This window comes from Listeria welshimeri serovar 6b str. SLCC5334 (genome assembly GCF_000060285.1).
Classification (GTDB): Bacteria; Bacillota; Bacilli; order Lactobacillales; family Listeriaceae; genus Listeria; species Listeria welshimeri.
On sequence record NC_008555.1, the window covers coordinates 1,349,285 to 1,375,991 of the forward strand.

The 26,707-nt window shown below is 36.5% G+C and carries 27 protein-coding genes and 1 riboswitch; of the genes, 22 read left to right on the forward strand and 5 right to left on the reverse strand.

Translation table 11 applies throughout. From position 1 onward, the window contains the following. Positions 1-7: 7 nt before the first annotated feature. Together comGB and comGA are read right to left on the reverse strand one after the other, a co-directional pair. Positions 8-1,039, reverse strand: a complete 1,032-nt coding sequence (gene comGB, locus LWE_RS06865) for a competence type IV pilus assembly protein ComGB (protein ID WP_011702161.1) — start codon at positions 1,037-1,039, stop codon at positions 8-10. Then, entirely contained in the window at positions 1,017-2,039 is a 1,023-nt protein-coding gene (comGA, locus tag LWE_RS06870; protein ID WP_011702162.1) for a competence type IV pilus ATPase ComGA, read from the reverse strand. The genes comGB and comGA overlap by 23 nt, the downstream gene beginning before the upstream one ends. A 365-nt stretch (positions 2,040-2,404) precedes the next feature. Further along, a riboswitch (glycine riboswitch) is annotated at positions 2,405-2,496 on the forward strand. Between the two features lie 82 nt (positions 2,497-2,578). On the opposite strand from comGA, the gene gcvT reads away from it, so the two are divergent. The 3 genes from gcvT to gcvPB are packed head-to-tail and all read left to right on the forward strand — an operon-like array spanning position 2,579 to position 6,491. After that, positions 2,579-3,667: a glycine cleavage system aminomethyltransferase GcvT gene (gcvT, locus tag LWE_RS06875; RefSeq protein WP_011702163.1), complete on the forward strand. Its 1,089-nt coding sequence runs from the start codon at positions 2,579-2,581 to the stop codon at positions 3,665-3,667. A gap of 14 nt (positions 3,668-3,681) precedes the next feature. Further along, positions 3,682-5,028: an aminomethyl-transferring glycine dehydrogenase subunit GcvPA gene (gcvPA, locus tag LWE_RS06880; RefSeq protein WP_011702164.1), complete on the forward strand. Its 1,347-nt coding sequence runs from the start codon at positions 3,682-3,684 to the stop codon at positions 5,026-5,028. Continuing rightward, a complete protein-coding gene (gcvPB, locus tag LWE_RS06885; RefSeq protein ID WP_011702165.1) occupies positions 5,025-6,491 on the forward strand; it encodes an aminomethyl-transferring glycine dehydrogenase subunit GcvPB in 1,467 nt (488 codons plus the stop codon). The genes gcvPA and gcvPB overlap by 4 nt, the downstream gene beginning before the upstream one ends. A gap of 38 nt (positions 6,492-6,529) precedes the next feature. Here the strand turns inward: gcvPB and LWE_RS06890 are convergent, their stop codons facing one another. From LWE_RS06890 to LWE_RS06900, 3 genes are all read right to left on the reverse strand, one after another. Next, the gene (locus LWE_RS06890; RefSeq protein WP_011702166.1) at positions 6,530-6,910 is read right to left on the reverse strand and encodes a rhodanese-like domain-containing protein; all 381 of its coding nucleotides are present in this window, start codon (positions 6,908-6,910) and stop codon (positions 6,530-6,532) included. 61 nt (positions 6,911-6,971) lie between these two features. Next, positions 6,972-7,244, reverse strand: a complete 273-nt coding sequence (locus tag LWE_RS06895) for a hypothetical protein (protein WP_011702167.1) — start codon at positions 7,242-7,244, stop codon at positions 6,972-6,974. Positions 7,245-7,256: 12 nt separating this feature from the next. Further along, positions 7,257-8,222, reverse strand: a complete 966-nt coding sequence (locus LWE_RS06900) for a DUF1385 domain-containing protein (protein WP_011702168.1) — start codon at positions 8,220-8,222, stop codon at positions 7,257-7,259. A gap of 179 nt (positions 8,223-8,401) precedes the next feature. Between LWE_RS06900 and LWE_RS06905 the strand changes: the two genes are divergently transcribed. The 19 genes from LWE_RS06905 to LWE_RS06995 all read left to right on the forward strand — a co-directional run bounded on the left by LWE_RS06905 (position 8,402) and on the right by LWE_RS06995 (position 26,702). Beyond that, positions 8,402-9,463 carry a M24 family metallopeptidase gene (locus LWE_RS06905; protein ID WP_011702169.1) on the forward strand — a complete coding sequence of 354 codons (1,062 nt, stop codon included), beginning with the start codon at positions 8,402-8,404 and terminating at the stop codon, positions 9,461-9,463. 103 nt (positions 9,464-9,566) lie between these two features. Beyond that, a complete protein-coding gene (efp, locus tag LWE_RS06910) occupies positions 9,567-10,124 on the forward strand; it encodes an elongation factor P (RefSeq protein WP_011702170.1) in 558 nt (185 codons plus the stop codon). Positions 10,125-10,284: 160 nt separating this feature from the next. Next, a complete protein-coding gene (gene accB, locus LWE_RS06915) occupies positions 10,285-10,755 on the forward strand; it encodes an acetyl-CoA carboxylase biotin carboxyl carrier protein (protein ID WP_011702171.1) in 471 nt (156 codons plus the stop codon). 13 nt (positions 10,756-10,768) lie between these two features. Beyond that, on the forward strand, positions 10,769-12,133 hold the full coding sequence (gene accC, locus LWE_RS06920; RefSeq protein ID WP_011702172.1) for an acetyl-CoA carboxylase biotin carboxylase subunit: 1,365 nt from the start codon (positions 10,769-10,771) through the stop codon (positions 12,131-12,133). 3 nt (positions 12,134-12,136) lie between these two features. Next, positions 12,137-12,544 carry an Asp23/Gls24 family envelope stress response protein gene (locus LWE_RS06925; RefSeq protein WP_003722485.1) on the forward strand — a complete coding sequence of 136 codons (408 nt, stop codon included), beginning with the start codon at positions 12,137-12,139 and terminating at the stop codon, positions 12,542-12,544. Between the two features lie 30 nt (positions 12,545-12,574). Beyond that, entirely contained in the window at positions 12,575-12,961 is a 387-nt protein-coding gene (nusB, locus tag LWE_RS06930) for a transcription antitermination factor NusB (protein ID WP_011702173.1), read from the forward strand. A 93-nt stretch (positions 12,962-13,054) separates the two neighbouring features. Then, positions 13,055-13,909 (forward strand): bifunctional methylenetetrahydrofolate dehydrogenase/methenyltetrahydrofolate cyclohydrolase FolD, encoded by an 855-nt coding sequence (gene folD / locus LWE_RS06935; RefSeq protein ID WP_011702174.1) that lies wholly within the window; start codon positions 13,055-13,057, stop codon positions 13,907-13,909. Positions 13,910-13,927: 18 nt separating this feature from the next. Continuing rightward, positions 13,928-15,280 carry an exodeoxyribonuclease VII large subunit gene (gene xseA, locus LWE_RS06940; protein ID WP_011702175.1) on the forward strand — a complete coding sequence of 451 codons (1,353 nt, stop codon included), beginning with the start codon at positions 13,928-13,930 and terminating at the stop codon, positions 15,278-15,280. Further along, positions 15,270-15,497 (forward strand): exodeoxyribonuclease VII small subunit, encoded by a 228-nt coding sequence (locus tag LWE_RS06945; RefSeq protein ID WP_011702176.1) that lies wholly within the window; start codon positions 15,270-15,272, stop codon positions 15,495-15,497. Before xseA ends, LWE_RS06945 begins: the two co-directional genes overlap by 11 nt. Before the next feature lie 2 nt (positions 15,498-15,499). Then, positions 15,500-16,381: a polyprenyl synthetase family protein gene (locus LWE_RS06950; RefSeq protein WP_011702177.1), complete on the forward strand. Its 882-nt coding sequence runs from the start codon at positions 15,500-15,502 to the stop codon at positions 16,379-16,381. A 198-nt stretch (positions 16,382-16,579) separates the two neighbouring features. Beyond that, positions 16,580-16,780 (forward strand): cold-shock protein, encoded by a 201-nt coding sequence (locus LWE_RS06955; protein WP_003719639.1) that lies wholly within the window; start codon positions 16,580-16,582, stop codon positions 16,778-16,780. 166 nt (positions 16,781-16,946) lie between these two features. After that, complete coding sequence (gene dxs / locus LWE_RS06960) at positions 16,947-18,866, forward strand: 1-deoxy-D-xylulose-5-phosphate synthase (protein ID WP_077904717.1); 1,920 nt, start codon at positions 16,947-16,949, stop codon at positions 18,864-18,866. Continuing rightward, complete coding sequence (locus LWE_RS06965; RefSeq protein ID WP_011702179.1) at positions 18,863-19,687, forward strand: TlyA family RNA methyltransferase; 825 nt, start codon at positions 18,863-18,865, stop codon at positions 19,685-19,687. The genes dxs and LWE_RS06965 overlap by 4 nt, the downstream gene beginning before the upstream one ends. A gap of 190 nt (positions 19,688-19,877) precedes the next feature. Then, on the forward strand, positions 19,878-20,327 hold the full coding sequence (ahrC, locus tag LWE_RS06970; protein WP_011702180.1) for a transcriptional regulator AhrC/ArgR: 450 nt from the start codon (positions 19,878-19,880) through the stop codon (positions 20,325-20,327). A gap of 22 nt (positions 20,328-20,349) precedes the next feature. After that, on the forward strand, positions 20,350-22,041 hold the full coding sequence (gene recN, locus LWE_RS06975; RefSeq protein ID WP_011702181.1) for a DNA repair protein RecN: 1,692 nt from the start codon (positions 20,350-20,352) through the stop codon (positions 22,039-22,041). 129 nt (positions 22,042-22,170) lie between these two features. After that, the gene (locus tag LWE_RS06980; RefSeq protein WP_011702182.1) at positions 22,171-23,037 is read left to right on the forward strand and encodes a phosphate acyltransferase; all 867 of its coding nucleotides are present in this window, start codon (positions 22,171-22,173) and stop codon (positions 23,035-23,037) included. Between the two features lie 136 nt (positions 23,038-23,173). Continuing rightward, on the forward strand, positions 23,174-24,241 hold the full coding sequence (gene buk / locus LWE_RS06985; protein WP_011702183.1) for a butyrate kinase: 1,068 nt from the start codon (positions 23,174-23,176) through the stop codon (positions 24,239-24,241). A gap of 13 nt (positions 24,242-24,254) precedes the next feature. Continuing rightward, entirely contained in the window at positions 24,255-25,682 is a 1,428-nt protein-coding gene (gene lpdA / locus LWE_RS06990) for a dihydrolipoyl dehydrogenase (RefSeq protein ID WP_011702184.1), read from the forward strand. A gap of 24 nt (positions 25,683-25,706) precedes the next feature. Continuing rightward, on the forward strand, positions 25,707-26,702 hold the full coding sequence (locus LWE_RS06995) for a thiamine pyrophosphate-dependent dehydrogenase E1 component subunit alpha (protein ID WP_011702185.1): 996 nt from the start codon (positions 25,707-25,709) through the stop codon (positions 26,700-26,702). Positions 26,703-26,707 lie beyond the last annotated feature (5 nt).

Here is a 26,707-nt window from a genome sequence, read left to right on the forward strand (position 1 = left end):
TCCTCCTCTAGATTTGATTTACCATAGAAAACATTGGATAAAGTATGGATAGGTAAATAGAGATAATTAATACTCCAATAATCATAAAAACAATAGGCTGAATAAATGAAAATAATTTTTCTGTTTTTTGAAGTGCTTTTTGATGGCATAACTGGTAATAAAATAAAAATTCCTCAGCTAAATTACCATTTTTTTCTCCATGAATAGCGATATAATAAAGTTCTTTTTCAAATATAGGCATTTTTTCAAGTGCTTTTGTTAGTGGCAATCCTTGTTCAAGCATAGGAAGAATCTGTTTTGCAATGGATTGAAAAAAAGCAGGGGAATCTTTACTAGCAAATAGTTGCATTATATGTGAAATAGATAATCCGCTTTTTAAAAGATAGCCAATTTCACGCGAAAAATTTTGCGAATAGTGAATCCGAGAGAATTGCTTTATGAAAGGAACTCGACAATAAAAATAAGCTCGATCATAAGCCGCTTTTTTATTCTGTTTTTTAATCAAAACACTTATAAATAAGAAAAGTGAGAGTAAAAAGATACCTAATAATATAGGCACTTTTTCAAGAAGGAAATAAGTGAAATTAGTTCCCAATGAACCATTACTTGATAGTTGGGAAAATAAAAGTTCAAATTTAGGTAACAAAAAAATCCGAAGTAAAAAAAAGACAATAATTACAGTTGAAAATAAAACTAGAGGATATTGAAATGTTTTCTTTAGGGCGTTTTTTTCTTCCGCTTTTTTTGTCATATGGATACCTGTTTCATGAATAGTTTGAGCAAAATACCCATGATTAGAAGCATAGTGAAGTTGAGAACAGATAAATTCAGGAAAACCATTCTGTTGAAGAGAATAAGCAAAACTATTTCCGAGGGCTAAACTAGCAATTATATTTTCATAGCGATCATGGTTTTTAGGGGAAGTGATACTTAAATAACTGATGCTAGCTTCCAGTGAAAAACCTTTATTTAATAAACTAGCAATTCTCACCAAAAAATCACCATCATCTTTCCAATTAACTCGTTGAAAAAAAGCCATAAGCAACTCCTTTCTGATACATTGCTTGAAGTGTATATTTAGGCGTGTTTTGTTGCTTATCAGAATGCAAATAGGTTTTTATATCATATTTAGTCAATACTTCATAAATAGCAGTTCTTTTACGAGGTAAATGAGTGCAAAAGGGATGACATAAAGTGCCACAATAGGTGCAAAAAAGAGGAATCAACTCTTGAAAACTAATTCCAAGTAAGCATTGTGCTAATTCTTCTTCACTTACTCCAAATTCTAGCAGTCGAAGCAATACTCCAAATGGATTGCCTGCATGAACAGTACTTAAAACTAAATGACCAGTTAAAGCGGCTCGAATGACCATTTTCGCAGTCTCTTTATCACGGATTTCTCCAATAATAAGAATATCAGGGTCATGACGAAGGACAGAACGAATAATAGGAGCATAATTGACGCCAGCCTTCTCGTTAATTTCGATTTGAAGAAATTCTGGTGAATAATGTTCAACTGGATCTTCCACTGTAATAATCTGAAGTTCAGTTTTATTTTGTATAGAAGAAACTAAACTATACATAGAACTTGATTTACCACTGCCTGTACTACCAGAAAAAAGAAATAATCCTGTTTGGTTTTCGCATTGTTCTAATATTTGTTGAGGCAATTTGGAGAAAAGACTAGATTCTAAAAATGGAATAGGATACTTATAACGAAAAATACGAATGACCATACTCTCTTGAAAATCTTTATTGGGCATAGTTGAAATTCTCAAAGCAATTTTTTCATCATGTTTTTTAGTTTCGTAGCTACCAGATTGTGGTTTTCTTTTTTCGCTTATATCTAAGGCTGCTTGAAACTTTAGAAAAGATATTAATTTTTCTCCATTATCAAAAGGAAGATAGAGGAGAGGAATGAGTACACCATTCACCCTCAAACGAAGTAAATATCGATTTTTTAAAGGGTGGATATGGATATCACTCGCATTCACATGAAGAGCTTGAAATATGATATGATCCATTAATTTTTGTGGCATAAGAACCTCCTTACAAGTCATATTCCACATCTAACATGGAAATCCTTTTCCAGTACATTTATCACAAAGATGAAAAAAAGGATTTTATAAGATGAAAATAGCGTTTTTACCACTAAATTATTCTAAAAAGTGAATTTTGAAAGTGAAATTCCAAGCAAAAAACTTTTTTTGAATTTAAATATTTTCACAATCTATGTGCGAATCGTCACATGCGTATGTTTAATATAGATATACAACGATAAAGCCCTTACATTCCGAACGAATAAGACGGAAAAACTTTTTTAAAGGAATAAAACTAATTATTTGCCGAACAATTCAAGTCATGATAAGCTATAGAAAAGGCAAATACATAATAGAATTAGCGGGTGAATGTAAACAGAGAGACTGTTAAAAGCAGCGCCGACGGGGAAAGCATATTTTATGTGAAACTCTCAGGCAAAAGGATGTTTACGGGACGCAACTCTGGAGTCATTTTTATGTCACGACAGGGCTTATGAATCATATAAGCCTTTTTGTTATGTGAAAAGGAGGATATAATTATGACAGAATTACTAAAAACACCGATTCATCCACTTTATGCAAAATACGGTGCGAAAACCATTGATTTTGGTGGATGGGATTTACCAGTACAATTTGCTGGGATAAAAGCAGAACATGAAGCCGTGCGAACAGATGCAGGGTTGTTTGACGTGTCTCATATGGGAGAAATTTTAGTGAAAGGTCCTGACAGTACTTCTTATTTACAGTATTTACTATCCAACGACATAGAGAAAATAAAAATTGGAAAAGCGCAATACAACATCATGTGTTATGAAAATGGTGGAACCGTGGATGATTTAGTAGTATATAAAAAATCAGAAACAGAATACATACTTGTCGTCAATGCGGCAAATACAGAAAAAGATTTTGAATGGATGGTACAAAACGTTCGGGGAGATGTGACAGTTACTAATGTTTCTGCGGAATATGGTCAATTAGCGCTTCAAGGTCCAAGTGCAGAAAAAATCCTTTCGAAGTTGACGGATGTAGATTTAAGTTCTATAAGCTTCTTTGGATTCATAGAAGACGTAGAGGTAGCCGGAGTAAAAACAATTATTTCTAGAAGTGGCTATACTGGAGAAGATGGTTTTGAAATTTATATGGCAAGCGCAGATGCTGGAAAAGTATTTGAAGCTATTTTGGCAGAAGGGGTAGCGCCAATTGGTTTAGGTGCTCGTGATACGTTGCGCCTAGAAGCGGTGCTAGCTTTATATGGTCAAGAATTAAGTAAGGATATTACACCACTTGAAGCAGGTCTGAATTTTGCTGTGAAATTAAAAAAAGAAGCAGATTTTATTGGTAAGGAAGCGCTTATCAAACAAAAAGAAGCTGGACTCACAAGAAAATTAGTTGGTATTGAATTAATCGAACGTGGTATTCCTCGTCACGATTATCCAGTGTTTTTAAATGATAAAGAAGTTGGAATTGTTACTTCAGGTACACAATCCCCAACATTTGGAACCAATATAGGTTTAGCTTTAATAGATACAGCTTATGCAGAATTAGGTCAAGAGTTAGAAGTGGGTATAAGAAATAAAAAAGTCAAAGCAAAAATAGTACAAACACCATTTTATAAACGCGCAAAGTAAAAGGAGGAAATAATATGGCAAAACATCGTTATTTACCAATGACAGAACAAGATGAAAAGGAAATGCTTGATGTAATAGGGGTTAAATCAATTGATGACTTATTTCAAGATATTCCAGAAAAAATTAGATTTAAGCGAGATTATGATTTAAAACCAGCAAAATCTGAACCAGCCTTATTACGTGAATTGTCTAAACTTGCTTCTAAAAATGCCAATACAGCAGAATATGCATCTTTTTTAGGTGCAGGGGTTTATAGTCACTATATCCCTACAGTGGTAGATCATGTTATTTCTCGTTCTGAATTCTATACTGCTTATACCCCTTATCAGCCGGAAATTTCGCAAGGAGAACTGCAAGCGATTTTTGAATTTCAAACAATGATTGCGGAATTAACTGGTATGGATTTAGCTAATTCATCGATGTATGATGGCGGGACAGCCCTTGCAGAAGCAGCTATGTTAGCAAGTGGCCATACAAAACGTAAAAAAATCCTTATTTCAGGAGCTGTTCACCCAGAAAGCTCTAATGTATTAAAAACATATGCTACTGGTCAACATATCGAAGTAGAAGTGATTCCAGAAATAGATGGGAAAACTGATATGGATGCGCTAAAAAAAGCTCTTTCAGAGGATATCGCTGGTTTTGTCGTACAGTATCCAAACTTTTATGGTCAAGTTGAGCCTTTAGCAGAATTAGAAAAACTGATTCATGAAAATAATTCGTTACTATTAGTTTCCAGTAATCCATTATCTCTTGGCTTACTTACACCACCAGGAGAGTTTGGTGCCGATATTGTTGTTGGGGATTCTCAAGTGTTTGGTATACCAGAATCGTTTGGTGGTCCGCACTGTGGATTTTTTGCAGTAACAAATAAATTAATGCGTAAAGTTCCTGGACGTTTAGTTGGAGAGACAGTGGACGAAAATGGAAAACGTGGTTATGTGTTGACTTTACAAGCGCGCGAACAACATATTCGTCGTGATAAAGCTACATCAAATATTTGCTCGAACCAAGCTCTAAACGCATTAGCTTCCTCGGTTGCAATGGCGACGCTTGGTAAAACAGGTCTAATAGAAATGGCAAAACAAAACCTAGATAAATCGCATTACGCAAAACAAAAATTCCGTGAAAATGGTTTTGAAGTATTATTTTCAGATGGTTTTTTCAATGAGTTTGTCGTTAAACTCTCAAAACCAATTAAAGAAGTAAATGAATCGCTTTTAGATGAGGGGATTATTGGTGGGTATGATTTGGGTTTTTACGATACTAAATACGAAAAACATATGCTTGTAGCGGTAACTGAAATGCGTACTAAAGAGGAAATTGATGCCTTTGTGGCGAGCTTGGAGGGTGTAAAATGAATTTAGAAGAAACAATGCCATTAGTATTTGAACGCTCTATTCCAGGAAGAATTGGTTTTAGTTTGCCAGAAAGTGATGTGCCAGAAACAAAGGCTAGTGATTTTTTTGAGGAAGCTTATCTTCGTTCTACTCCAGCAGATTTACCCGAATTAAGTGAGCTTGAAATTATGCGTCATTATACCAATTTATCCAATCATAACTTTGGCGTAGATTCTGGTTTTTATCCGCTTGGTTCTTGTACGATGAAATATAATCCAAAAATCAATGAAAAAGTAGCTAGGTTCCCCGGTTTTGCCAACATTCACCCTAATCAACCGGAAAGTTCAGTACAAGGCGCGCTTGAGCTGTTATATGATTTACAGACTAGTTTAGTTGAAATTACAGGTATGGATGAAGTGACATTACAACCAGCTGCTGGAGCACATGGAGAATGGACAGGGTTGATGCTTATTCGTGCGTTCCATGAAAAAAATGGCGACACGAAACGTACAAAAGTTATCATTCCAGATTCTGCTCATGGTACAAATCCGGCATCTGCGGCTGTTGCAGGCTTTGATGTAGTGACAGTTAAATCCAATGAAAAAGGTCTTGTGGATGTAGCTGATTTGAAAAAAGTAGTTGGTGAGGACACAGCAGCACTAATGCTTACAAACCCAAATACACTTGGTCTGTTTGAAAAAGATATTGTGGAAATGGCAGAAATTGTTCATGCGGCAGGTGGTAAATTGTATTATGATGGTGCCAACTTAAATGCAATTATGGCGAAAGTTAGACCAGGAGACATGGGTTTTGATGTAGTACATTTAAACCTTCACAAAACTTTCACAGGTCCTCATGGAGGCGGTGGCCCAGGTTCAGGACCCATCGGTGTGAAAAAAGAATTAATTCCATTTTTACCTACACCAGTGCTTACGAAAAAAGAAGATGCTTACACATTTGATTACAATTATCCTGATTCTATTGGACGTGTGAAGCCATACTATGGTAATTTTGGTATAAATGTGCGCGCATATACTTACATCCGCACTATGGGACCAGATGGTTTGAAATTAGTGACGGAATATGCCGTGTTAAATGCTAATTATATGATGCGCAAATTACAAGCGGCGTATGATTTGCCATTTGATCAAGTTTGCAAACATGAATTTGTTTTAAGTGGCAATAGACAGAAAAAACTCGGCGTCCGTACAATTGATATTGCGAAACGTTTATTAGATCATAATTTCCATCCACCAACTGTTTATTTCCCATTAATCGTTGGGGAAGCAATTATGATTGAACCAACTGAAACAGAATCTAAGGAAACACTTGATTCGTTTATTGATACAATGTTAAAAATTGCTAAAGAAGCAGAAGAGAATCCTGAAATCGTTCAAGAAGCGCCGCATAGTACGTATGTAAAACGACTAGATGAAACGCGGGCTGCTAGAAAACCTGTTTTAAGATATCAAAAAGAAGTATAAAAAAATCCTTGTCATGAATTTTCATGACAAGGATTTTTTTATTTTGCTTTAGTTTTTCCTGTCCATTTACGGAAGCCGCCTTTTAGCTGATAAACATCTTTATAGCCACGTTTATAAAGCATAATTGCCGCACGGTTACTACGTTGTGCAGTTTGGCAGTATAAGTAAACAGGTAAATCTTGACGGATTTCTGTTGTACGGTTTTTCATTTGTGTAACGGGGATATTTCTAGCCCCAAGAATATGTCCTGCATCGAATTCATTTGGCTCGCGAACATCAATTAACTGTGCTTTACGGTAACCTTTTTTAAATTCTTCTTCTGTTAAAACTTTTACTGCTTTGCGTCGCATTACAAACTGGTAAATTTCATATCCTAAAAGAATAACCAGAATGATAATTGCTATAATCCAACTAATCAATTGTGTAAACCCCTTTCATCCTGAAAACTGCTTTTTTTAAAGCATCCTTTTCTATTATAACTTATTTTTTGCCACCATCAATCACTTTGAAAGAAGATTTTCGTTTTTTCTTTGTTTTTTTCTTTGAATCATGTAAATTCTTTGATTGTTTCACAGCTTTTTGATAGTTACTATCTGTTTTTCTACTCGCGAAAAGTCGCAACAATAGGGTGAAAATAAGTGTCCCAATTATTACAGAAATAATCAATAGGAAAAATGATTTAAAACCACCCATTAAAAGCCCAATACCAACAAGCGCGAGTAAAACAATAACAATAAGAGGAAATTTCTTCAAATCAATCGACTCCTATTCTAAAAGTTCTAGATTCTCCGGTTCAGTATTATCAATTGGAGCGCCTTCTTTTTCTACACGTAAAAGCTCGTTGAATGATGCGATAGCAACTTCCACTTGATCATCAGAAGGTTCTTTTGTTGTAAGGAGTTGTAGCCATAACCCTGGCACACCTAGATATTTGAGTACTGGAATATTACGGCATTTATTGGTTAATTGTAAGACTTCAAAGGCCACACCAAGCACAACAGGGATAAGCAGAATTCGGTCTACAACTCGAAGCCATAGCGGGTCAGTAGGTACTAGTAAATAAATAAACATACCAACGATAACAGTAAATAAAATAAAACTACTACCGCAACGATAGTGAAGTCGCGATTGTTTTTGAACATTTTCAACAGTCAAAGGTAGATTTTCTTCATAACAATTAATTACTTTATGCTCAGAACCGTGATATTGAAAAACACGTTTAATAATTGGAGTCTGGGAAACAGCGAAAATATAAGTTAAGAGAAGAATTAATTTGAAAAAGCTTTCTAAAAATACTTGTGCTGTATCACCTGGAACAATTGGACGAAATAACTCTGCTAAAAAAACTGGGATGAGCGTCATCACAAATTTAGCAAATACGAAAGATAAAATACCAATCACCGCAACACCTAACCACATGGCGACTTTCGATTCTTTTTTTTCGATTTTCTTTTCTTCTACTGGATTATTTGGATCTTCATCATATCGGTCTGTCGCAAAAGCGAGATGTTTGGAACCGATGGCGCTTGATTCAATTAATGCAACGATACCTCTTAAAAAAGGAATTTTCTTCATACGCATAACCCAAAGTGGACTATGCTTTTCTAAATAAAAATATTCTAATGAACCATCTATGCGTCTAATTGCTGTCACTGTCTGTTTTCTGCCGCCAAACATGACGCCTTCAACCACAGCTTGTCCACCATACGATGGCACGTTTTGTTTGCTCAAACTTTTCACCAGCCTATTCATGTTTACTAATATGTTATTTTACGCTAAAAACTGTTTTTCGTATAGCGCAAAACGCCTAAAAAAAGTTATTTTTTCTAAATTGTGATAAAATAGTTTCGAACGCGTTTAATAATGCGATTTTTGCGCGCCTAAAATTTAATTAAAGTGGGGGAATAATAATGTCTAAACTAACTAAAATTCAAGAAACACTTGGCAAAGAAAAGATTGAGGCAGTTCTTGTTACAAGTGAATTTAATAGAAGGTATGTATCGGGTTTTACGGGTACAAGTGGTGTCGCACTCATTTTACCGGAAAAAGCTTATTTTATCACAGATTTTAGATATACGGAACAAGCAGCGAAACAAGCAGAAGGATACGAAATCGTTAAACATACTGGACCTATTTTCGATACAGTAGAAGAACTATTAGTAAAAAACGATACTAAAACGCTACATTTTGAAGCAGACTATGTAACGGTTTCGGAATTTAAACAAATGGAGCGTATTTTTAATCGCCAATTAATCCCACTTACTGGGTTCTTTGAAGAAATGCGTAAAGTGAAAACAGCGAGTGAACTAAAAGCCATTCGCACTGCTTGTGACATTGCAGATGCAGCATTTGCACACATCATTAAATTTATCAAACCGGGTATGGCAGAAATCGAAGTATCTAATGAACTAGAATTCTTTATGAGACGAGCTGGAGCTACTTCCTCTTCTTTCGATACAATTGTTGCTTCTGGTCTTCGTTCAGCTTTACCACATGGTGTTGCAACTGATAAAAAAATCGAAGTTGGCGATTTTGTAACAATGGATTACGGTTGTTATTATGATGGCTATTGTTCTGATATGACAAGAACGATTGCTGTAGGTGAACCCGCTGAAAAATTAAAAGAAATTTATCAAATCACTTTGGATGCGCAATTAAAAGTAATTGATAGCTTAAAACCAGGTATGACCGGAATTGAAGCAGATGCTATTGCACGTGATTATATTTCTTCCTTTGGTTACGGTGACGCATTTGGTCACTCATTAGGTCATGGAATTGGATTAGAAATTCACGAAGGACCAAACTTATCTTTCAAAAGTCCTCAACAATTGGAAGTTGGACATGTAGTTACGGATGAACCAGGAATTTATTTACCAGGAATTGGTGGCGTTAGAATTGAAGATGATTTATTAATAACTGAAACTGGCAATGAGATTCTAATCCATTCTCCAAAAGAATTAATTATTTTATAAGAATTCCTTTGTAACTTTGCGTGTTTTATGGTTAAATAAGGAAGAATGAGCAGTCTTAATATGCTCCAAATAAAGATACTTTGCAAATTACAGGAGGAAAAACATGATTTCAGTAAACGACTTTAAAACAGGCTTAACAATAGAAGTAGATAATGGCATTTGGCGTGTGCTAGATTTTCAACATGTAAAACCTGGAAAAGGAGCAGCATTCGTTCGTTCCAAATTACGTAATCTACGTACAGGAGCAATCCAAGAAAAAACATTCCGTGGTGGCGAAAAAGTAGCAAAAGCACAAATCGACAATCGCAAAATGGCTTATTTGTATGCAGATGGTTCAAATCATGTATTCATGGATAATGAGTCTTATGAACAAATTGAACTTCCAGAAGACCAAATTGCTCATGAGCTTAAATTCTTAAAAGAGAATATGGAAATTAATATTATTATGTATCAAGGAGAAACAATTGGTATTGATTTACCTAACACGGTTGAATTAGTTGTAACTGCAACTGACCCTGGAATTAAAGGGGATACTTCTTCAGGTGGCTCTAAACCAGCTACACTTGAAACTGGTCTTGTAGTTCAAGTGCCGTTTTTTGTGAATGAAGGGGATAAATTAGTTATTAATACAACCGAAGCAGCGTATGTTTCTCGGGCGTAAGAAAGAAGTATTTATTACAGCTGGAGTTTAAATCTTCAGCTGTTTTTTCTGTTTATGAGCGCTTCCCGTGCACCTTTTGAATAAAAAGTATGGTACAATAAGGACAATGCGTGATTCATGCAATTTTTTATTTTTAGTATTATTAAGGAGTGTAAATGGTATGTTATCAATAGATGAAATTAAACAACTAATTGAGCTGATTGACGAGTCAACACTAGATGAGTTTGAATTAGAAACAAAAGATAGTAAAATTTTACTTAAGAAAAATAAAGCAGTAGTTACAACACCCGTAATGGAGGCGCCTGTCGCTGCTATGCAAGCACCAGTTCAAGCTCCAGTAGTTGCACAACAAGATGCACCTTCAACAGAAACAAGTACTGAAGATACAAACCTAGAAGTTATCACATCGCCAATGGTTGGGACATTTTATGCGTCAGCTTCACCAGAAGATGCTAATTTTGTTAGCGTTGGTTCAAAAGTGTCCGCACAATCGGTTGTTTGTATCGTAGAAGCAATGAAATTATTTAATGAAATCACTGCTGATATTGACGGAGAAATTGCAGAAATTCTTGTTTCAAGTGGCGAATTAGTTGAATTTGGACAACCACTATTCAAAGTTAGAAAAAAATAAGGGGTCGAAAAACATGATTAAAAAAGTACTGGTAGCGAACCGTGGAGAAATCGCTGTCCGTATCATTCGCGCTGCAAAAGAACTTGGAGTGGAGACAGTGGCGATTTATTCGGAAGCAGATAGAGAAGCACTACATATTCAGCTAGCGGATGAAGCTTATTGTGTAGGTCCTGCGGCAACTAAAGAAAGCTATTTAAATATGTCGAACATTATCAGCGTGGCGGTTTTAACGAACTGTGATGCGATTCATCCTGGCTATGGTTTCTTAGCCGAGAATGCAGACTTTGCAGAGTTATGTGAAGACTGCAATATTACTTTTATCGGACCAAGTGCATCCGCTATTTCCCAAATGGGTACAAAAGATGTTGCTCGTGAAACAATGCGAAAAGCAGGTGTTCCAATTGTTCCAGGTTCACAAGGAATTGTTGCTGATGTTGAAGACGGTAAAAAAATAGCAAAAAAAATTGGTTATCCTGTCATCATTAAAGCAACAGCTGGTGGTGGTGGTAAAGGTATTCGTGTAGCGGAGACTGAAGAAAAACTAATCTCAGGAATCCAAACAACACAACAAGAAGCTGAAGCAGCATTCGGTGATCCTGGTGTTTATTTAGAAAAATACATTCAAGATTTCCGTCATGTGGAAATTCAAGTCCTTGCCGATAATCATGGCAATGTTATTCATTTAGGAGAACGTGATTGTAGTATTCAACGACGCTTACAAAAGTTAATTGAAGAATCACCATCCCCTGCTATTGATGAAAAAACTCGCCAAAAAATGGGGAAAGCCGCAGTAAAAGCTGCAAAAGCTGTAAACTATTCTGGTGCAGGAACAATTGAATTTATTTATGATCATCATGAAAACAACTTCTACTTTATGGAAATGAATACACGTATCCAAGTAGAGCATCCGGTAACCGAACTTGTTACTGGAGTGGATTTGGTAAAACAACAATTTTTAGTTGCTTCTGGGGAAGAATTAAAAATTAAACAAGCCGATGTGAAATTAACAGGATGGGCAATGGAATGTCGGATTAATGCTGAAAATCCTGAGAAAAACTTTATGCCATCTCCAGGAGAAATTAAATTTTATCTTCCACCGGGTGGCTTAGGTGTTCGAATTGATTCCGCAGCATATCCTAACTATAAAATTCCACCATTCTACGATTCAATGATTGCAAAAGTAATCTGTTATGCAGAAACACGTGAAGAGGTTATTCAAAAAATGAAACGTGCATTGTCAGAGTTTGCCATTGACGGTATTCCTTCCACAATCCCATTCCATTTACGTGTGTTAGATAACGATGTATTCTTGTCAGGAGACTTTAATACTAAATTCTTGGAGCAAAATGATGTAATGAATCTTTCGAAGGAGGGCTAAAAAATGGCTTACACAAAAGATTTGAGAAAACAAAATGATGCACCACTTGGTAAAATAGAGATTGCACCTGAAGTAATTGGCGTCATTGCTGGTCTTGCTGCAAGTGAAATTGAAAATGTAGCTTATATGCAAGGTGGATTCGCTACAGAAATGCGCGAAAAGTTCAGTGGTGCTGTCAACTACCGTAAAGGCGTCAAAGTGGAATTAACAGAAGAAGGAATTCTAATCGAACTTTATTGTTCTGTATTATTCGGTGCAACTATTCCACTTGTTGCTCAAAATATTCAAGATGCTGTCCGAGATACAATTTTCAATATGACAGGTTTGAATGTTCTTGAAATCAATGTGCATATCGTTGGCGTACAATTTGAAAAAACAGAAACACTTTCCTTCGATGATTTTGAACTATAAAATTCAAGGAAAAAAAGGAGCAGCTTTAACATGAAAAGAAGAGAAGCGCGCGAGAAAGCACTTCAAGCATTATTCCAAATCGAACTAAATGAAATGTCACTAGATCAAGCAATTAAAAACATCATGGAAGATGAGCAAGACGATTATATGGAGAAATTAGTCGAAGGTGTGATGGCAAATAAAGCAGAAATAGATGCTATTATTGAGCCTAACTTAGACAATTGGCGCATGGATCGTTTAAGTAAAGTAGATTTATCTTTACTACGTCTTAGTGTTTATGAAATTAATTATTTAGATGATGTACCAAATAGAGTTAGTTTGAATGAATCCATCGAAATTGCAAAAATTTACAGCGATGAAAAATCAAGTAAATTTATTAATGGCGTACTTGCTAATATTGCACCTGAAGATAAATAAACTTGATTGAGTGCGAGGATATTCCTTGCACTCCCTTATTTCGCGATTTTTTAAGATAAAACTTGGAAATGAAATTTTAAGGGGGCAATAAGTATGGGACAAATTATTGACGGTGAAAAATTAGCAAAAGAAATTCAAGAGCGAGTAACAACAGAAGTAGCAGAATTAGCAAAAATCGATAAAAAACCAGGACTTGCAGTTGTGCTAGTAGGAGACAACCAAGCATCTCGTACATATGTAAGAAATAAACAAAAGCGCACGGAAGAAGCAGGAATGAAATCCGTTTTGATTGAACTTCCTGAAACCGTTTCAGAAGAAAAATTACTAGAAGTAGTAGAAGAATTAAATACGGATGATACAATTCATGGTATTCTTGTACAATTACCATTACCTAAACATATTTCAGAAGAAAAAGTAATTGATACAATTAGTTATGACAAAGACGTTGACGGTTTCCACCCTGTGAATGTAGGTAATCTTTTCATAGGCAAAGATTCATTTGTTCCATGTACACCAGCAGGAATTATTGAATTAATTAAATCAACCGGCACTCAAATAGAAGGAAAACGCGCAGTGGTAATTGGTAGAAGTAACATAGTGGGAAAACCCGTAGCACAATTATTATTGAATGAAAATGCAACTGTTACTATAGCGCATAGTCGTACAAAAAACTTACCAGAAGTAGCAAAAGAAGCGGATATTCTTGTCGTTGCAACAGGATTAGCTAAATTTGTGAAAAAAGAATATATTAAACCCGGTGCTATTGTTATTGACGTTGGTATGGACCGCGATGAAAACAATAAATTATGTGGTGATGTAGATTTTGATGATGTTATAGAAGAAGCCGGATTCATCACGCCCGTTCCTGGTGGAGTTGGCCCGATGACAATCACAATGCTACTTGCCAACACATTAAAAGCAGCAAAACGCATTTGGAAGATGAATTGATTAATTGGATGTGAAATGATGGAACAAGATAAATATTTAACGGTAGCAGCGATAACCAAATATATTGAAAAAAAATTCGACGTAGATCCGTATATGAAACAAGTATTTGTACGCGGAGAAATTTCTAATTTAAAACAACCTGCGAGTGGACATCTGTATTTTACGGTAAAAGATGAGTTTGCGATGCTTCGTTCTGTCATGTTTCAAAAAGCAGTTCAAAAGATTGGTTTTGTCCCAGAAGACGGTATGAATGTACTGATCACAGGGCGAATTGGTGTGTTTACAAAAGCTGGACGATATCAGTTTTATGCAGAACATATGGAACCAGATGGTGTAGGGGCGCTTTATATTCAATTAGAGCAATTAAAAACACAATTAGAAAAGGAAGGACTTTTTGCGGAAACGCATAAAAAAGTGCTTCCTTCTTTCCCGTCCAAAGTCGCAGTGGTGACATCAAAAACTGGTGCAGCTGTCCGTGATATTCTGACAACAATTCATCGTAGGATGCCATCTGTAGAAGTAATTGTGTATCCAACAATTGTTCAAGGTGAGAAATCTGCTCAAAAAATAGTTGAAAATATTGGCCGGATTAATCAGCGAAATGATATTGATGTGATGATCATTGGACGCGGTGGCGGTTCTCTGGAAGAATTGTGGGCTTTTAATGAAGAGCCAGTTGTTCGTGCAGTTTATGACTCTGATGTGCCTGTAATCTCTGCTGTAGGGCATGAAACAGATTTTGCTTTAAGTGATTTCTCTGCTGATGTTCGAGCTGCTACACCAACTGCTGCTGCTGAGCTGGCTGTTCCAGATTACCGAGATTTAGAAGAACGACTCGCCGAACGAAAATATCGGTTGTTAACAGTTACAAGACAATTATTAGAGCGAAAAGAAAGAACGCTTGAACAATTAAAACAACACTTAATTTTAAACGGTCCAAAACATCAATTAGAACAGCAAATAGAACGAACAGATTATTTTTCTGAACGCTTGAAAAATGCATTTTCGAAGCAAGTATTATTAAAACAAACAATGTTCAACCGATTAAATGACCGCTTACACTACTATCATCCAAGAAAAGAAATAGAACTTCAAAACGAACAACTAGCTGTACGAAAACAAGCTTTAGAAAAGGCGATGAAACGACAACTGAAGGACAAGCAACAAGTATTTGTTAGACAAATCGAGGCTTTAGAACATTTAAGCCCACTCGCTTTATTGAAACGTGGTTTTGGTGTAACGTATAAAGAAGGACAACTAGTTAAATCAGTGCAGGACTTAGAAGTTGGCGATGATATCCAAGTGAAAATGCAAGGTGGACATATAGAAGCATCCATTACCGCGAAGGAGGAAGATACAAGTGGCAACTAAAAAGAAAACTTTTGAAGAAGCAATCGCTGAATTAGAAACAATTGTCGAAGCACTTGAGAACGGAAGTGCTTCACTCGAAGATTCCCTTGATATGTATCAAAAAGGAATCGAATTAACAAAATTATGCCAAGACAAGTTACAAACAGCAGAAAAAAGAATGGCTAAAGTAGTCACGGATACAGGAGAAGAAATTCCTTTTGAAGCGGATGGTGAATAAATTTGCAAGATTTGACGCTTTTTCTAGCACACTATAAAAAAGTACTTGATGAGTCGCTTTATAAAGAAATAAAAAAGCGGAATATTGAACCGAAATTAAAAGAATCAATGTTATATTCTGTACAAGCTGGTGGAAAAAGAATTCGACCAATGCTCGTTTTTGCAACACTGCAAGCATTAAATAAGGACCCGATGATTGGTTTGAAAACGGCTACTGCACTTGAGATGATTCATACGTATAGCTTAATACATGATGATTTACCCGCAATGGATGATGATGATTATCGGCGCGGGAAAAAGACGAACCACAAAGTATTTGGTGATGCCACAGCTATTTTAGCAGGAGATGCTTTGTTGACACTTGCTTTTTCCATCGTAGCTGAAGATGAAAACTTATCCTTTGAAACACGCATTGCTTTAATTAATCAAATTAGCTATAGCAGTGGAGCAGAAGGCATGGTTGGTGGGCAACAAGCAGATATCGAGGCAGAGAATAAGCAAGTCACATTAGAAGAGTTATCTTCTATCCACGCACGAAAAACAGGTGAATTATTAATTTTTGCTGTAACATCTGCTGCAAAAATTGCCGAAGCTAACTCTGAGCAAACAAAACGATTACGCATTTTTGCAGAAAATATTGGGGTTGGATTTCAAATAAGTGATGATATTTTAGATGTAATTGGCGATGAAACAAAAATGGGTAAAAAGACAGGGGTGGATGTTTTTATGAATAAAAGTACCTATCCCGGATTACTCACGTTAGATGGTGCCAAAAGGGCATTAAACGAGCATGTTTCTATCGCAAAGTCAGCGCTTTCAGGGCATGATCTTGATGATGAAATTCTATTGAAACTGGCTGATTTAATAGCGCTCAGAGAAAATTAATTATACTTATCAGGTAATTTCAAAATTTTTTCACATATATAATTCAAATTGATTTGCTTTTCCTAAAATACCGTGTTATACTAATGTAAGATTATTTTTGTGGGTGAAAGATACGATTGTGAACAACTTTCCATCTCGTGCCGTTAAGCAAGAATAGTAAATAATTAGTGTGCATAACACACGAGGAGGAACATGAACATGGAACAAGGTACAGTAAAATGGTTTAACGCAGAAAAAGGATTTGGTTTTATCGAACGCGAAAACGGTGACGATGTATTCGTACATTTCAGCGCTATCCAAGGCGACGGATTCAAATCTTTAGACGAAGGTCAAGCAGTAACTTTCGACGTTGAAGAAGGCCAACGCGGACCTCAAGCAGCTAACGTTCAAAAAGCGTAATTCTATTTTTTGAATAAGAAAAAGCAAATCATTTCGGTGATTTGCTTTTTTATTTGCCTAAAATCATTTTACCTTGTTTGGTTTAACTGGAATTATTTGCTATAATAAGAACAATTAATGGAGAAAAAAGACATTGCACGCATTCATGCGAGTGACTCTTTAGAAAGTGAGTTGTTTTTATTTGGATCTTTTAAAAATAAAGGATCCTTCCTTTATGAAACAATTGGATATAAAAGAATTAGAAGCACTTGCTGCGGATATTCGCGCTTTTTTAATTACATCTACTTCCAAATCAGGTGGGCATATTGGTCCAAATCTTGGTGTGGTAGAACTAACAATTGCGCTACACTACACTTTTAATAGTCCAAAAGATAAATTTATTTGGGATGTTGGTCATCAGTCATATGTGCACAAAATCCTAACTGGAAGGGCGAATCAATTTGATACATTACGCAAGCATGGTGGATTAGACGGATTTCCAAAAAGAAAAGAATCTATTCATGATGTATTTGAAACTGGTCATAGTTCTACTTCTTTATCTGCTGCTTGTGGAATGGTTATTGCGAGAGATATAAAAAAAGAAGATTTTTATGTTATCCCTATAATAGGTGATGGTGCATTAACTGGCGGAATGGCCTTTGAAGCCTTAAATCATATAGGGGATATGGGAAAAGATATGATTGTTATTTTAAATGATAATGATATGTCAATTGCACCCAATGTAGGAGCACTTCACAATGTCCTCGGTAAATTAAGAACATCCGATAAATTTCAACAAACAAAAACGAATATAGATAAATTAATAAGAAAAATTCCTACTGCTGGTGAAAAATTAGCAGACACGGCTGAAAAAACAAAAGACAGTTTAAAGCATTTACTTGTAAATGGCACTTTTTTTGAAGAATTAGGTTTTATGTATTTAGGTCCAATAGATGGACATAATTTAGAAGATATCTTAACGAACTTGGAAATTGCCAAGCGAGCTAGAGGGCCTGTAATCCTTCATGTCGTCACAAAAAAAGGAAAAGGATACCAGCCAGCCGAACTTGACTCTCGTGGCACCTGGCATGGTACAGGACCATATAAGGTCGAAACAGGTAGTTTTATTAAGTCGGTCAAGACAGCACCGTCATGGAGTTCAGTAATTAGTAATGAATTAATGAGACTAGCAACAGCTGATGAGCGTATAGTAGCCATAACTCCTGCGATGCCAGTAGGCTCCAAATTAGAAAAATTCGCTAAAGCTTTTCCGGAAAGATTTTTTGATGTCGGAATCGCTGAACAACATGCGACAACGATGGCAGCTGGTTTAGCAACTCAAGGAATGAAGCCTTTTTTAGCTATATATTCTACCTTTTTACAAAGAGCTTATGATCAATTAGTCCATGATGTTTGTCGACAAAAATTAAATGTCGTAATTGGAATTGATCGTGCTGGTCTTGTTGGAGCTGACGGGGAAACACATCAAGGTATTTTTGATATTTCTTTTCTGAACAGCATTCCAAACATGATTATTACTATGCCAAAAGATGAAGTAGAAGCTAGACAATTAATGGTCACTGCTTTTGATTATGATGCTGGCCCGTTTGCTATTCGTTATCCGCGTGGAAATGGACTAGGGGTGGAGTTAACCGAATCTAATACACTAATTCCAATTGGAGAGTGGGAAACAATTATTCAGCCTATTGACGCTGTTATAGTTACTTTTGGACCAACGATTCAATTAGCCCTGAAAGCAGCGGATCAATTAGAAACAGAAGGGTACCGTGTTGGAGTGATTAACGCACGTTTTATCAAACCACTCGATGAAACTTTACTACACCAAATGATTAAGCAAAAAATCCCCATTTTAACAGTAGAAGAATCATTATTAAAAGGTGGGTTTGGTGCAAGTGTGTTAGAATTTATAGAAACGAACAATTATACCGATGTAGCTATTCATCGAATTGGTTTACCGGACGAATTTATCAGCCATGGTTCAGTCCCTGTAATTCTTGAATCGTATGGCATATCGGAAGCTGGAATTGAATTAAAAATAAAAGAAATGCTCGCACAAAGCGAGAAGTTAAGGGCGAAGAGACTATGACAATAAAAAAAGAACGTGCAGATATTCTGTTAGTAGAACAAGGACTATTTGAAACAAGAGAAAAAGCGAAACGGGCCATTATGGCAGGAATTGTGTATCGAAAAGAGGAACGCGTAGATAAACCAGGAGAAAAAATCCCGGTTGATAGCGAACTTCAAGTAAAAGGAAAGCAGATGCCGTATGTAAGTCGTGGCGGTTTAAAATTAGAAAAGGCCTTGCAAATATTTGATTTCGATGTAAAAGACAAATTAATGCTTGATATTGGGGCATCCACTGGTGGCTTCACAGATTGCGCCTTGCAAAACGGAGCAAAACATTCTTATGCACTCGATGTTGGTTATAATCAACTTGCTTGGAAATTGCGCAATGACGAACGAGTTACAGTGATGGAACGAACGAATTTCCGCCATGTAACTGAAGCAGACTTTACTGAAGGGTTAGCTGATTTTGCAACAATTGATGTTTCCTTTATTTCACTTAAACTGATTTTGCCTGTACTCAGAACAGTGCTTGTAGTTGGTGGTGATGTGATGACGCTAATCAAGCCACAATTTGAGGCGGGAAGAGAACAAGTTGGTAAAAAAGGAATTGTCCGCGATCCAGCAGTACATGCTGCTGTGGTAGAAAACATCGTTCAATTTGCGCTTGATAATGGGTATGATTTGATGGGACTAGATTTCTCACCAATTACAGGTGGAGAGGGAAACATCGAATTTATTGCGCATCTTAAGTGGACTGGAGAAGAATCAGGGAAAAGTTATTTAGCTAAAGATGCAATTCCAACACTAATAGCAAAAGCACATACTAAATTAGATAAATAATGTATACCGGAAAGCAAGGATGTTTTCCGGTTTTTGCTTTTACCATGCTATTTAACAGTGATTACTCATGTATTTACGATGTATAGAGTATAAAAGTAACTTTTCTTGCATAATTTTGCACTAATTCCGTGACTTTATGCGTTTTTTCGGATAAGATGTAAGTAGAAAATTATCGTGAGGTGAAGAAGGAATGAATAAAGGTCATCGTCATATTATTATTCGAGAATTGATTACATCCAATGAGATTGACACGCAAGAAGATTTAGTAGAACTTCTATTAGAACGCGATGTTAAAGTAACCCAAGCAACCGTTTCCCGTGATATTAAAGAACTTCATCTTGTCAAAGTTCCAACACAAACTGGTGGCTATAAATATAGTCTTCCAGCCGATAATAGTTTTAACCCACATCAAAAATTAAAACGCGCTTTAATAGATTGTTTCATCGGTATTGATACAGTGCAATTTATGATTATTTTAAAAGTAATGCCAGGTAACGGAAACTCTGTTGGTGCGTTAATAGATAATCTTGACTGGCCAGAAAAAGCAGGAACCATTTGCGGCGATGACACATGTTTAATCATTTGCCGTTCAGAAGAAAATGCAAAAACATTAACAGATCGTTTTATAGATATGCTTTAAAAATTGTTGGAGGTGAAGGATTTTGCTTCAAGAAATGACAATTAAAAACTTTGCTATCATCGAATCACTCTCTTTAACTTTTCAAGAAGGGATGACAGTATTAACGGGGGAGACCGGCGCAGGTAAATCAATTATTATTGATGCGCTTGGTCTTCTTGTTGGCGGACGTGGTTCCACTGACTTTATTCGTCACGGTGAGGAACGCCTAGAACTTCAAGGCCTTTTTGCGTTAGCAGAGGATAATTTTGCTTGCCGTAATGCTCTTTTGGAAAATGGAATTGATGCTTCAGATAATATGGTCGTTTTTGAACGGAGCTTATTTCGTTCCGGTAAAAATAGTTGCCGTATTAATGGTAAACTTGTTACTACTGTTCTGCTTCGTCAAATTGGTTCTAAATTAATTGATATCCATAGTCAACATGAGCATCAAGAATTAATGAATGAGGAATTTCATTTGTCACTACTAGATCGTTTTGCTTCAGACAAAATTAAACCTGCATTGACGAAATACCAAACTAATTTCAAAGAATTTCAAACGATTGTAAGAGAGTGGCAAAACTGGACAAAAAACGAGCGAGAACTTGCACAGCGACTAGATATGCTGCGTTTTCAACAGCAAGAAATCGAAAACGCTAATTTACAAGCAGGGGAAGAAGATCGTTTATTAGAGCAAAAAAATATTTTAGCTAATTTTGAAAAGTTGAATGAAAACTTACAAGGTGCATACACGGCTATCCAAGGAGAACCCGGCGGACTTGAATTCATTGGGGAAGCAATGCGCCAAATGGAGACAGCCGCGAGTATTCATACGGATTATAAAGCGGTTAGTGAAGCGATTTCCTCCAGTTACTATATGTTAGAAGATAGCATGAGCCAAATTAGACAATCGCTTGATCAGCTTGAATTCCAACCAGACGAACTCAATCAGATTGAATCGCGCTTGAATGACTTAAATCAATTGAAGCGGAAGTATGGCAAAACTATTGAAGATATCATCCAGTACGAGCAAGAAATCAGCAGAGAAATGGAAAAATTAACTAATAGTGAGTCACATGTGGGTCATTTAGAAACAAAAATGGCCACATTAAAAACCGAGCTTACAAAACAAGCAAGTGCGTTAACGGATATCCGTAAGAAAGCCGCGGCTACATTAGAAAAACAAATTAAACAAGAATTAAATCAACTTTATATGGAAAAAGCTATTTTTAGTGTCCGATTTGAATCCAATAAAACAGAGTTGACAGAATCTGGACAAGATAATGTGGTTTTCTACATGTCAACCAATCCTGGAGAACCATTAAAACCTCTCGCAAAAATCGCTTCAGGCGGTGAACTTTCACGTATGATGTTGGCGCTAAAAACTATTTTTTCTAGACATCAAGGAATTACATCCATCATTTTTGATGAAGTGGATACGGGTGTAAGTGGCCGTGTAGGGCAAGCTATTGCGGAAAAAATCTATGCCGTCTCAGTTGGCTCGCAAGTTCTTTGTATCAGTCATTTACCTCAAGTGGCTGCTATGGCAAACCATCATTACTACATCACAAAAAAAGTGCAAAATAAACGTACAACCACTTCAGTAACAATTCTAAAAGGCGATGAAAAAGTGGAAGAAATTAGCCGAATGATTGCAGGAATTGAAGTGACTGATTTAACAAAACAACATGCGAAAGAAATGATTCAACAAGCAGAAAAAGTAAAACAAACTTATTAAAAAAACGAAATTGCTTGCATATCGAATAGTTTTTGCTTAAAATGAATAAGGTAGAAATTATTACCTGGTCATAAAAACAACTACTAATTCGAAATGCGGCTTTTTTGTGCGAAAAAGGAGTTATTTTTTATGATAAAAAACAGGTTTTTCACAGATGTATCAGAAACGAGCTCATATGTTTTTGCAGTAGCTGGTGCAGATGATGAAGTCGTTTTAGAAACTATTCGTTTAGCACTAAAACAAAAATTAGGTAAATTTCTCTTATTTGGAAAAAAAGAAGATTTGACATTAACTTCAAATGATCGGGTTACTTGGATCCAAGCTGATACGGCAGAAGAAGCAGCACAAGGCGCCATTTTAGCTGTGAAAAATAAAGAAGCAGACATTCTGGTTAAAGGTTTTATTCCCACTGCTACATTAATGCATCATGTCTTAAAAAAGGAAAATGAGCTAAGAACAGGACAATTATTAAGTCAAATAGCTATTTTCGATATTCCAAGCTATCATAAACCATTATTATTAACGGATTGTGCAATGAATGTTGCTCCAACAACAAAAGAAAAAATAGCTATCACAGAAAATGCGGTGCATGTTGCTACAAAAATTGGCATAACTAATCCAAAAGTGGCATTGCTTAGTGCAGTAGAAGAAGTGACCGAAAAAATGCCGTCCACTGTTGAAGCTAATGAAGTAGCAATGCATTTCGAAGGGGAAATTGATATAGCAGGACCGCTTGCTCTTGATGTAGCTATTTCAAAAGAGGCAGCACTGCATAAAGGTATCAAAAATAAGGCGGCAGGTGATGCGGATATTTTAATCGCACCTAATATTGAAACTGGAAATGTACTCTATAAATCACTCGTGTACTTTGCGGGAGCTAGAGTTGGTAGTGCCATCGTCGGAGCAAAAGTACCGATTGTTATATCTTCCAGAAATGATACGCCAGAAAACAAATTAGCTTCTTTTATCCTAACTGTTAGAATGGTTGGGAAATGATGAAATAATGTGAATAGACGGACTTTAACAATCTGAATGCAAAGGCTTTTATTTGATTACAGCCTACGTGTTACAATAGTCCTTGGGAAAATGATAACCTAAAGCATTTTTCACAATTAAATTTGGAGGAAATCAAATGTCTTTTGATGTTTTGACAATAAATCCTGGTTCCACATCTACAAAACTCGCCGTTTACCAAGGTGATAAAGTACTTTTTGAAGAAACAGTCAGACACACGATGCAAGAATTCGCCGACTTTAACAATGTACAGGAACAATTTGATTTTAGATGGCAAGTATTGCGACGAGTGATTGATGCGTTTGGTTATGATGTGAATAATTTAGATGCAGTAGTTGGACGAGGTGGACTTCTTCGACCAGTTGCTGGTGGTACATATATGGTTACTGAAAAGATGTTAGCTGATTTAAAAACAAATAAATACGGCGAACATGCTTCCAACCTTGGAGCCATGCTTGCAAAAAAACTGGCAGATACACTAGATATTCCTAGTTTTATCGTTGATCCAGTTGTAGTGGATGAAATGCTACCAATTGCAAGATTTTCTGGAAACGAACTCATTGCAAGAAAAAGTATTTTCCACGCTTTAAACCATAAAGCAGCAGGAAGAAAGATTGCAAAAAAGTTAGGCTCAGATTATGAGAAGCTGAATTTTGTTATTGCGCATCTTGGCGGAGGTATTTCGGTTGCTGCACATAGACAAGGTAAAGCAGTGGACGTCAATAATGCCTTAGATGGAGATGGTCCATTTAGCCCTGAACGATCTGGTTCTCTTCCTATGAATGATTTTTTAGAAGCGTGTTTTAGTGGGAAGTGGAATAAACGTGAACTACATGATTTGATTATTGGTCGTGGTGGAATGATTTCTTACTTAGGAACTAATAGCATGTTAGAGGTAGAAGCTAAAGTAAAAGCAGGAGATGAAAAAGCGATACAAGCTTTTGATGCAATGGCTTATCAAGTTAGTAAAGAAATCGGTGCCTGTTCTACTGTATTACATGGCAAAATTGATGCTATTATTTTAACTGGCGGACTTGCTAGAAGTGACCTTTTCACAAGTAAAATTATCGAACAAACAAACTGGATTGCCAGTGTGATTATAGAACCTGGAGAAGATGAACTGGAAGCCTTAAATAGCGGTGTACAACGTGTGCTCGCTGGACTTGAAAAAGAAAAATTGTACTAGAGGAGGAGATAATGTGGCAACAGAATATGATGTAGTTGTTCTTGGCGGAGGAACTGGCGGTTACGTCGCAGCAATCCAAGCAGCTAAGAATGGCCAAAAAGTAGCCGTAGTAGAAAAAGGTAAAGTTGGCGGGACATGTCTTCACCGAGGATGTATCCCAACTAAAGCTTTGCTACGTTCTGCTGAGGTTTTACAAACGGTGAAAAAAGCGAGTGAATTTGGTGTTTCTGTAGAAGGAAATGCAGGAATCAACTTTTTGCAAGCACAAGAAAGAAAACAACAAATAGTAGATCAATTAGAAAAAGGTATTCATCAATTATTCAAACAAGGCAAAATTGATTTGTTCGTTGGGACGGGAACTATTCTAGGGCCATCCATCTTTTCTCCAACAGCAGGGACTGTTTCAGTTGAACTAGAAGATGGTTCCGAAAATGAAATGCTAATCCCTAAAAATTTAATTATTGCGACTGGTTCGAAACCTCGCACATTAAACGGTTTGACCATTGATGAAGAAAATGTTTTATCATCTGATGGTGCGCTCAATCTAGAAACTTTACCAAAATCAATTCTTATCGTTGGTGGTGGGGTTATTGGAATGGAGTGGGCTTCGATGTTGCATGATTTTGGGGTTGAAGTTACTGTACTTGAATATGCGGATCGGATTTTGCCAACAGAAGATAAAGAAGTAGCCAAAGAACTAGCAAGACTCTATAAAAAGAAAAATTTAACAATGCACACATCTGCTGAAGTTCAAGCAGCTAGCTATAAAAAAACAAATAATGGTGTAGAAATTAAAGCAATTATTAAAGGCGAAGAGCAGACTTTCTCAGCAGATAAAATTCTTGTATCTGTGGGGCGTTCAGCTAATACCGAAAATATTGGCCTACAAAACACGGATATCGCGACTGAAAATGGCTTTATCCAAGTAAATGATTTTTACCAAACAAAAGAAAGTCACATCTATGCGATTGGTGACTGTATTCCAACAATTCAACTTGCTCATGTAGCGATGGAAGAAGGAACAATTGCCGCCAACCATATTGCTGGAAAAGCTACTGAAAAACTTGATTATGACTTAGTTCCGCGCTGTATTTATACTTCCACTGAAATCGCAAGTGTCGGTATCACAGAAGAACAAGCAAAAGAACGCGGTCACGACGTTAAAAAAGGTAAATTCTTCTTCCGTGGTATTGGAAAAGCGCTCGTTTACGGTGAATCTGATGGTTTTATCAAAATTATTGCAGATAAAAAAACAGATGATATCCTTGGTGTGAGTATGATTGGACCGCATGTAACGGACATGATTAGCGAAGCCGCTTTAGCACAAGTTTTAAATGCAACCCCGTGGGAAGTAGGTAATACGATTCACCCGCACCCAACTTTAGCAGAAAGTTTTAGAGAAGCTGCCCTTGCTGTGGATGGTAACGCGATTCATGGTTAATACAGCTTTAAAGGAGGAACTAAAATGACTTTAAAAGAAGCAGGTTTAACAGAAGATAAATTAATTAAAATGTATGAAACAATGTTAATGGCAAGAAGACTTGATGAGCGGATGTGGTTGTTAAACCGTTCAGGGAAAATCCCTTTCACCATTTCTGGGCAAGGACAAGAAACCGCACAAATTGGTGCTGCATTTGCCTTTGATTTAGATAAAGATTATGCATTACCGTATTATCGTGATTTGGCAGTTGTGTTATCGTTTGGGATGACGGCGAAAGATATTATGCTATCAGCCTTTGCTAAAGCGGAAGATCCAAACTCTGGCGGACGTCAAATGCCAGCTCATTTTGGTCAAAAATCAAATCGTATCGTCACTCAAAGTTCACCTGTAACAACACAATTTCCGCATGCAGCAGGGATTGGTCTTGCAGCAAAAATGGCTGGGGATAAAATTGCGATTTATGCTTCTACAGGTGAAGGGTCTTCTAACCAAGGAGATTTCCATGAAGGAATCAACTTCGCATCTGTACATAAGTTGCCAGTTGTTTTCGTCATCCACAACAATAAGTACGCTATTTCAGTACCAGCATCCAAGCAGTATGCAGCAGAAAAACTATCAGACCGAGCAATTGGTTATGGTATTCCTGGTGAACGCGTGGATGGTACAAATATGAGTGAAGTATATGGAGCCTTTAAACGCGCAGCAGATCGTGCACGAAACGGCGAAGGGCCCACACTAATTGAAACCGTTTCTTATCGCTTTACACCGCACTCCTCAGATGATGACGATAGTAGTTATCGTTCTAGAGAAGAAGTAGATGAAGCGAAAGTAAAAGATCCACTGAAAATCTTCCAAAGAGAATTGCTAGAAGAAGGTTATTTAACAGAAGAAAAAATCGCTGAAATTGAAAAAAATATTGCTAAAGAAGTTAATGAAGCAACTGATTATGCGGAAAGTGCAGCATACGCTGAACCAGAATCATCTTTACTTTATGTATATGATGAAGAAGCGAATAGCTGATTAGG

Excerpts from the sequence above, each read along its gene's own strand:
- LWE_RS06925 (WP_003722485.1), top strand. The coding sequence starts at position 12,137 with ATGGCTTACACAAAAGATTTGAGAAAACAAAATGATGCACCACTTGGT.
- LWE_RS06995 (WP_011702185.1), top strand. The coding sequence starts at position 25,707 with ATGACTTTAAAAGAAGCAGGTTTAACAGAAGATAAATTAATTAAAATG.
- ahrC (WP_011702180.1), top strand. The coding sequence starts at position 19,878 with ATGAATAAAGGTCATCGTCATATTATTATTCGAGAATTGATTACATCC.
- efp (WP_011702170.1), top strand. The coding sequence starts at position 9,567 with ATGATTTCAGTAAACGACTTTAAAACAGGCTTAACAATAGAAGTAGAT.
- folD (WP_011702174.1), top strand. The coding sequence starts at position 13,055 with ATGGGACAAATTATTGACGGTGAAAAATTAGCAAAAGAAATTCAAGAG.
- xseA (WP_011702175.1), top strand. The coding sequence starts at position 13,928 with ATGGAACAAGATAAATATTTAACGGTAGCAGCGATAACCAAATATATT.
- LWE_RS06980 (WP_011702182.1), top strand. The coding sequence starts at position 22,171 with ATGATAAAAAACAGGTTTTTCACAGATGTATCAGAAACGAGCTCATAT.
- gcvPA (WP_011702164.1), top strand. The coding sequence starts at position 3,682 with ATGGCAAAACATCGTTATTTACCAATGACAGAACAAGATGAAAAGGAA.
- LWE_RS06905 (WP_011702169.1), top strand. The coding sequence starts at position 8,402 with ATGTCTAAACTAACTAAAATTCAAGAAACACTTGGCAAAGAAAAGATT.
- gcvPB (WP_011702165.1), top strand. The coding sequence starts at position 5,025 with ATGAATTTAGAAGAAACAATGCCATTAGTATTTGAACGCTCTATTCCA.
- accB (WP_011702171.1), top strand. The coding sequence starts at position 10,285 with ATGTTATCAATAGATGAAATTAAACAACTAATTGAGCTGATTGACGAG.
- accC (WP_011702172.1), top strand. The coding sequence starts at position 10,769 with ATGATTAAAAAAGTACTGGTAGCGAACCGTGGAGAAATCGCTGTCCGT.
- gcvT (WP_011702163.1), top strand. The coding sequence starts at position 2,579 with ATGACAGAATTACTAAAAACACCGATTCATCCACTTTATGCAAAATAC.
- LWE_RS06955 (WP_003719639.1), top strand. The coding sequence starts at position 16,580 with ATGGAACAAGGTACAGTAAAATGGTTTAACGCAGAAAAAGGATTTGGT.
- LWE_RS06965 (WP_011702179.1), top strand. The coding sequence starts at position 18,863 with ATGACAATAAAAAAAGAACGTGCAGATATTCTGTTAGTAGAACAAGGA.
- nusB (WP_011702173.1), top strand. The coding sequence starts at position 12,575 with ATGAAAAGAAGAGAAGCGCGCGAGAAAGCACTTCAAGCATTATTCCAA.
- comGB (WP_011702161.1), bottom strand. The coding sequence starts at position 1,039 with ATGGCTTTTTTTCAACGAGTTAATTGGAAAGATGATGGTGATTTTTTG.
- comGA (WP_011702162.1), bottom strand. The coding sequence starts at position 2,039 with ATGCCACAAAAATTAATGGATCATATCATATTTCAAGCTCTTCATGTG.
- buk (WP_011702183.1), top strand. The coding sequence starts at position 23,174 with ATGTCTTTTGATGTTTTGACAATAAATCCTGGTTCCACATCTACAAAA.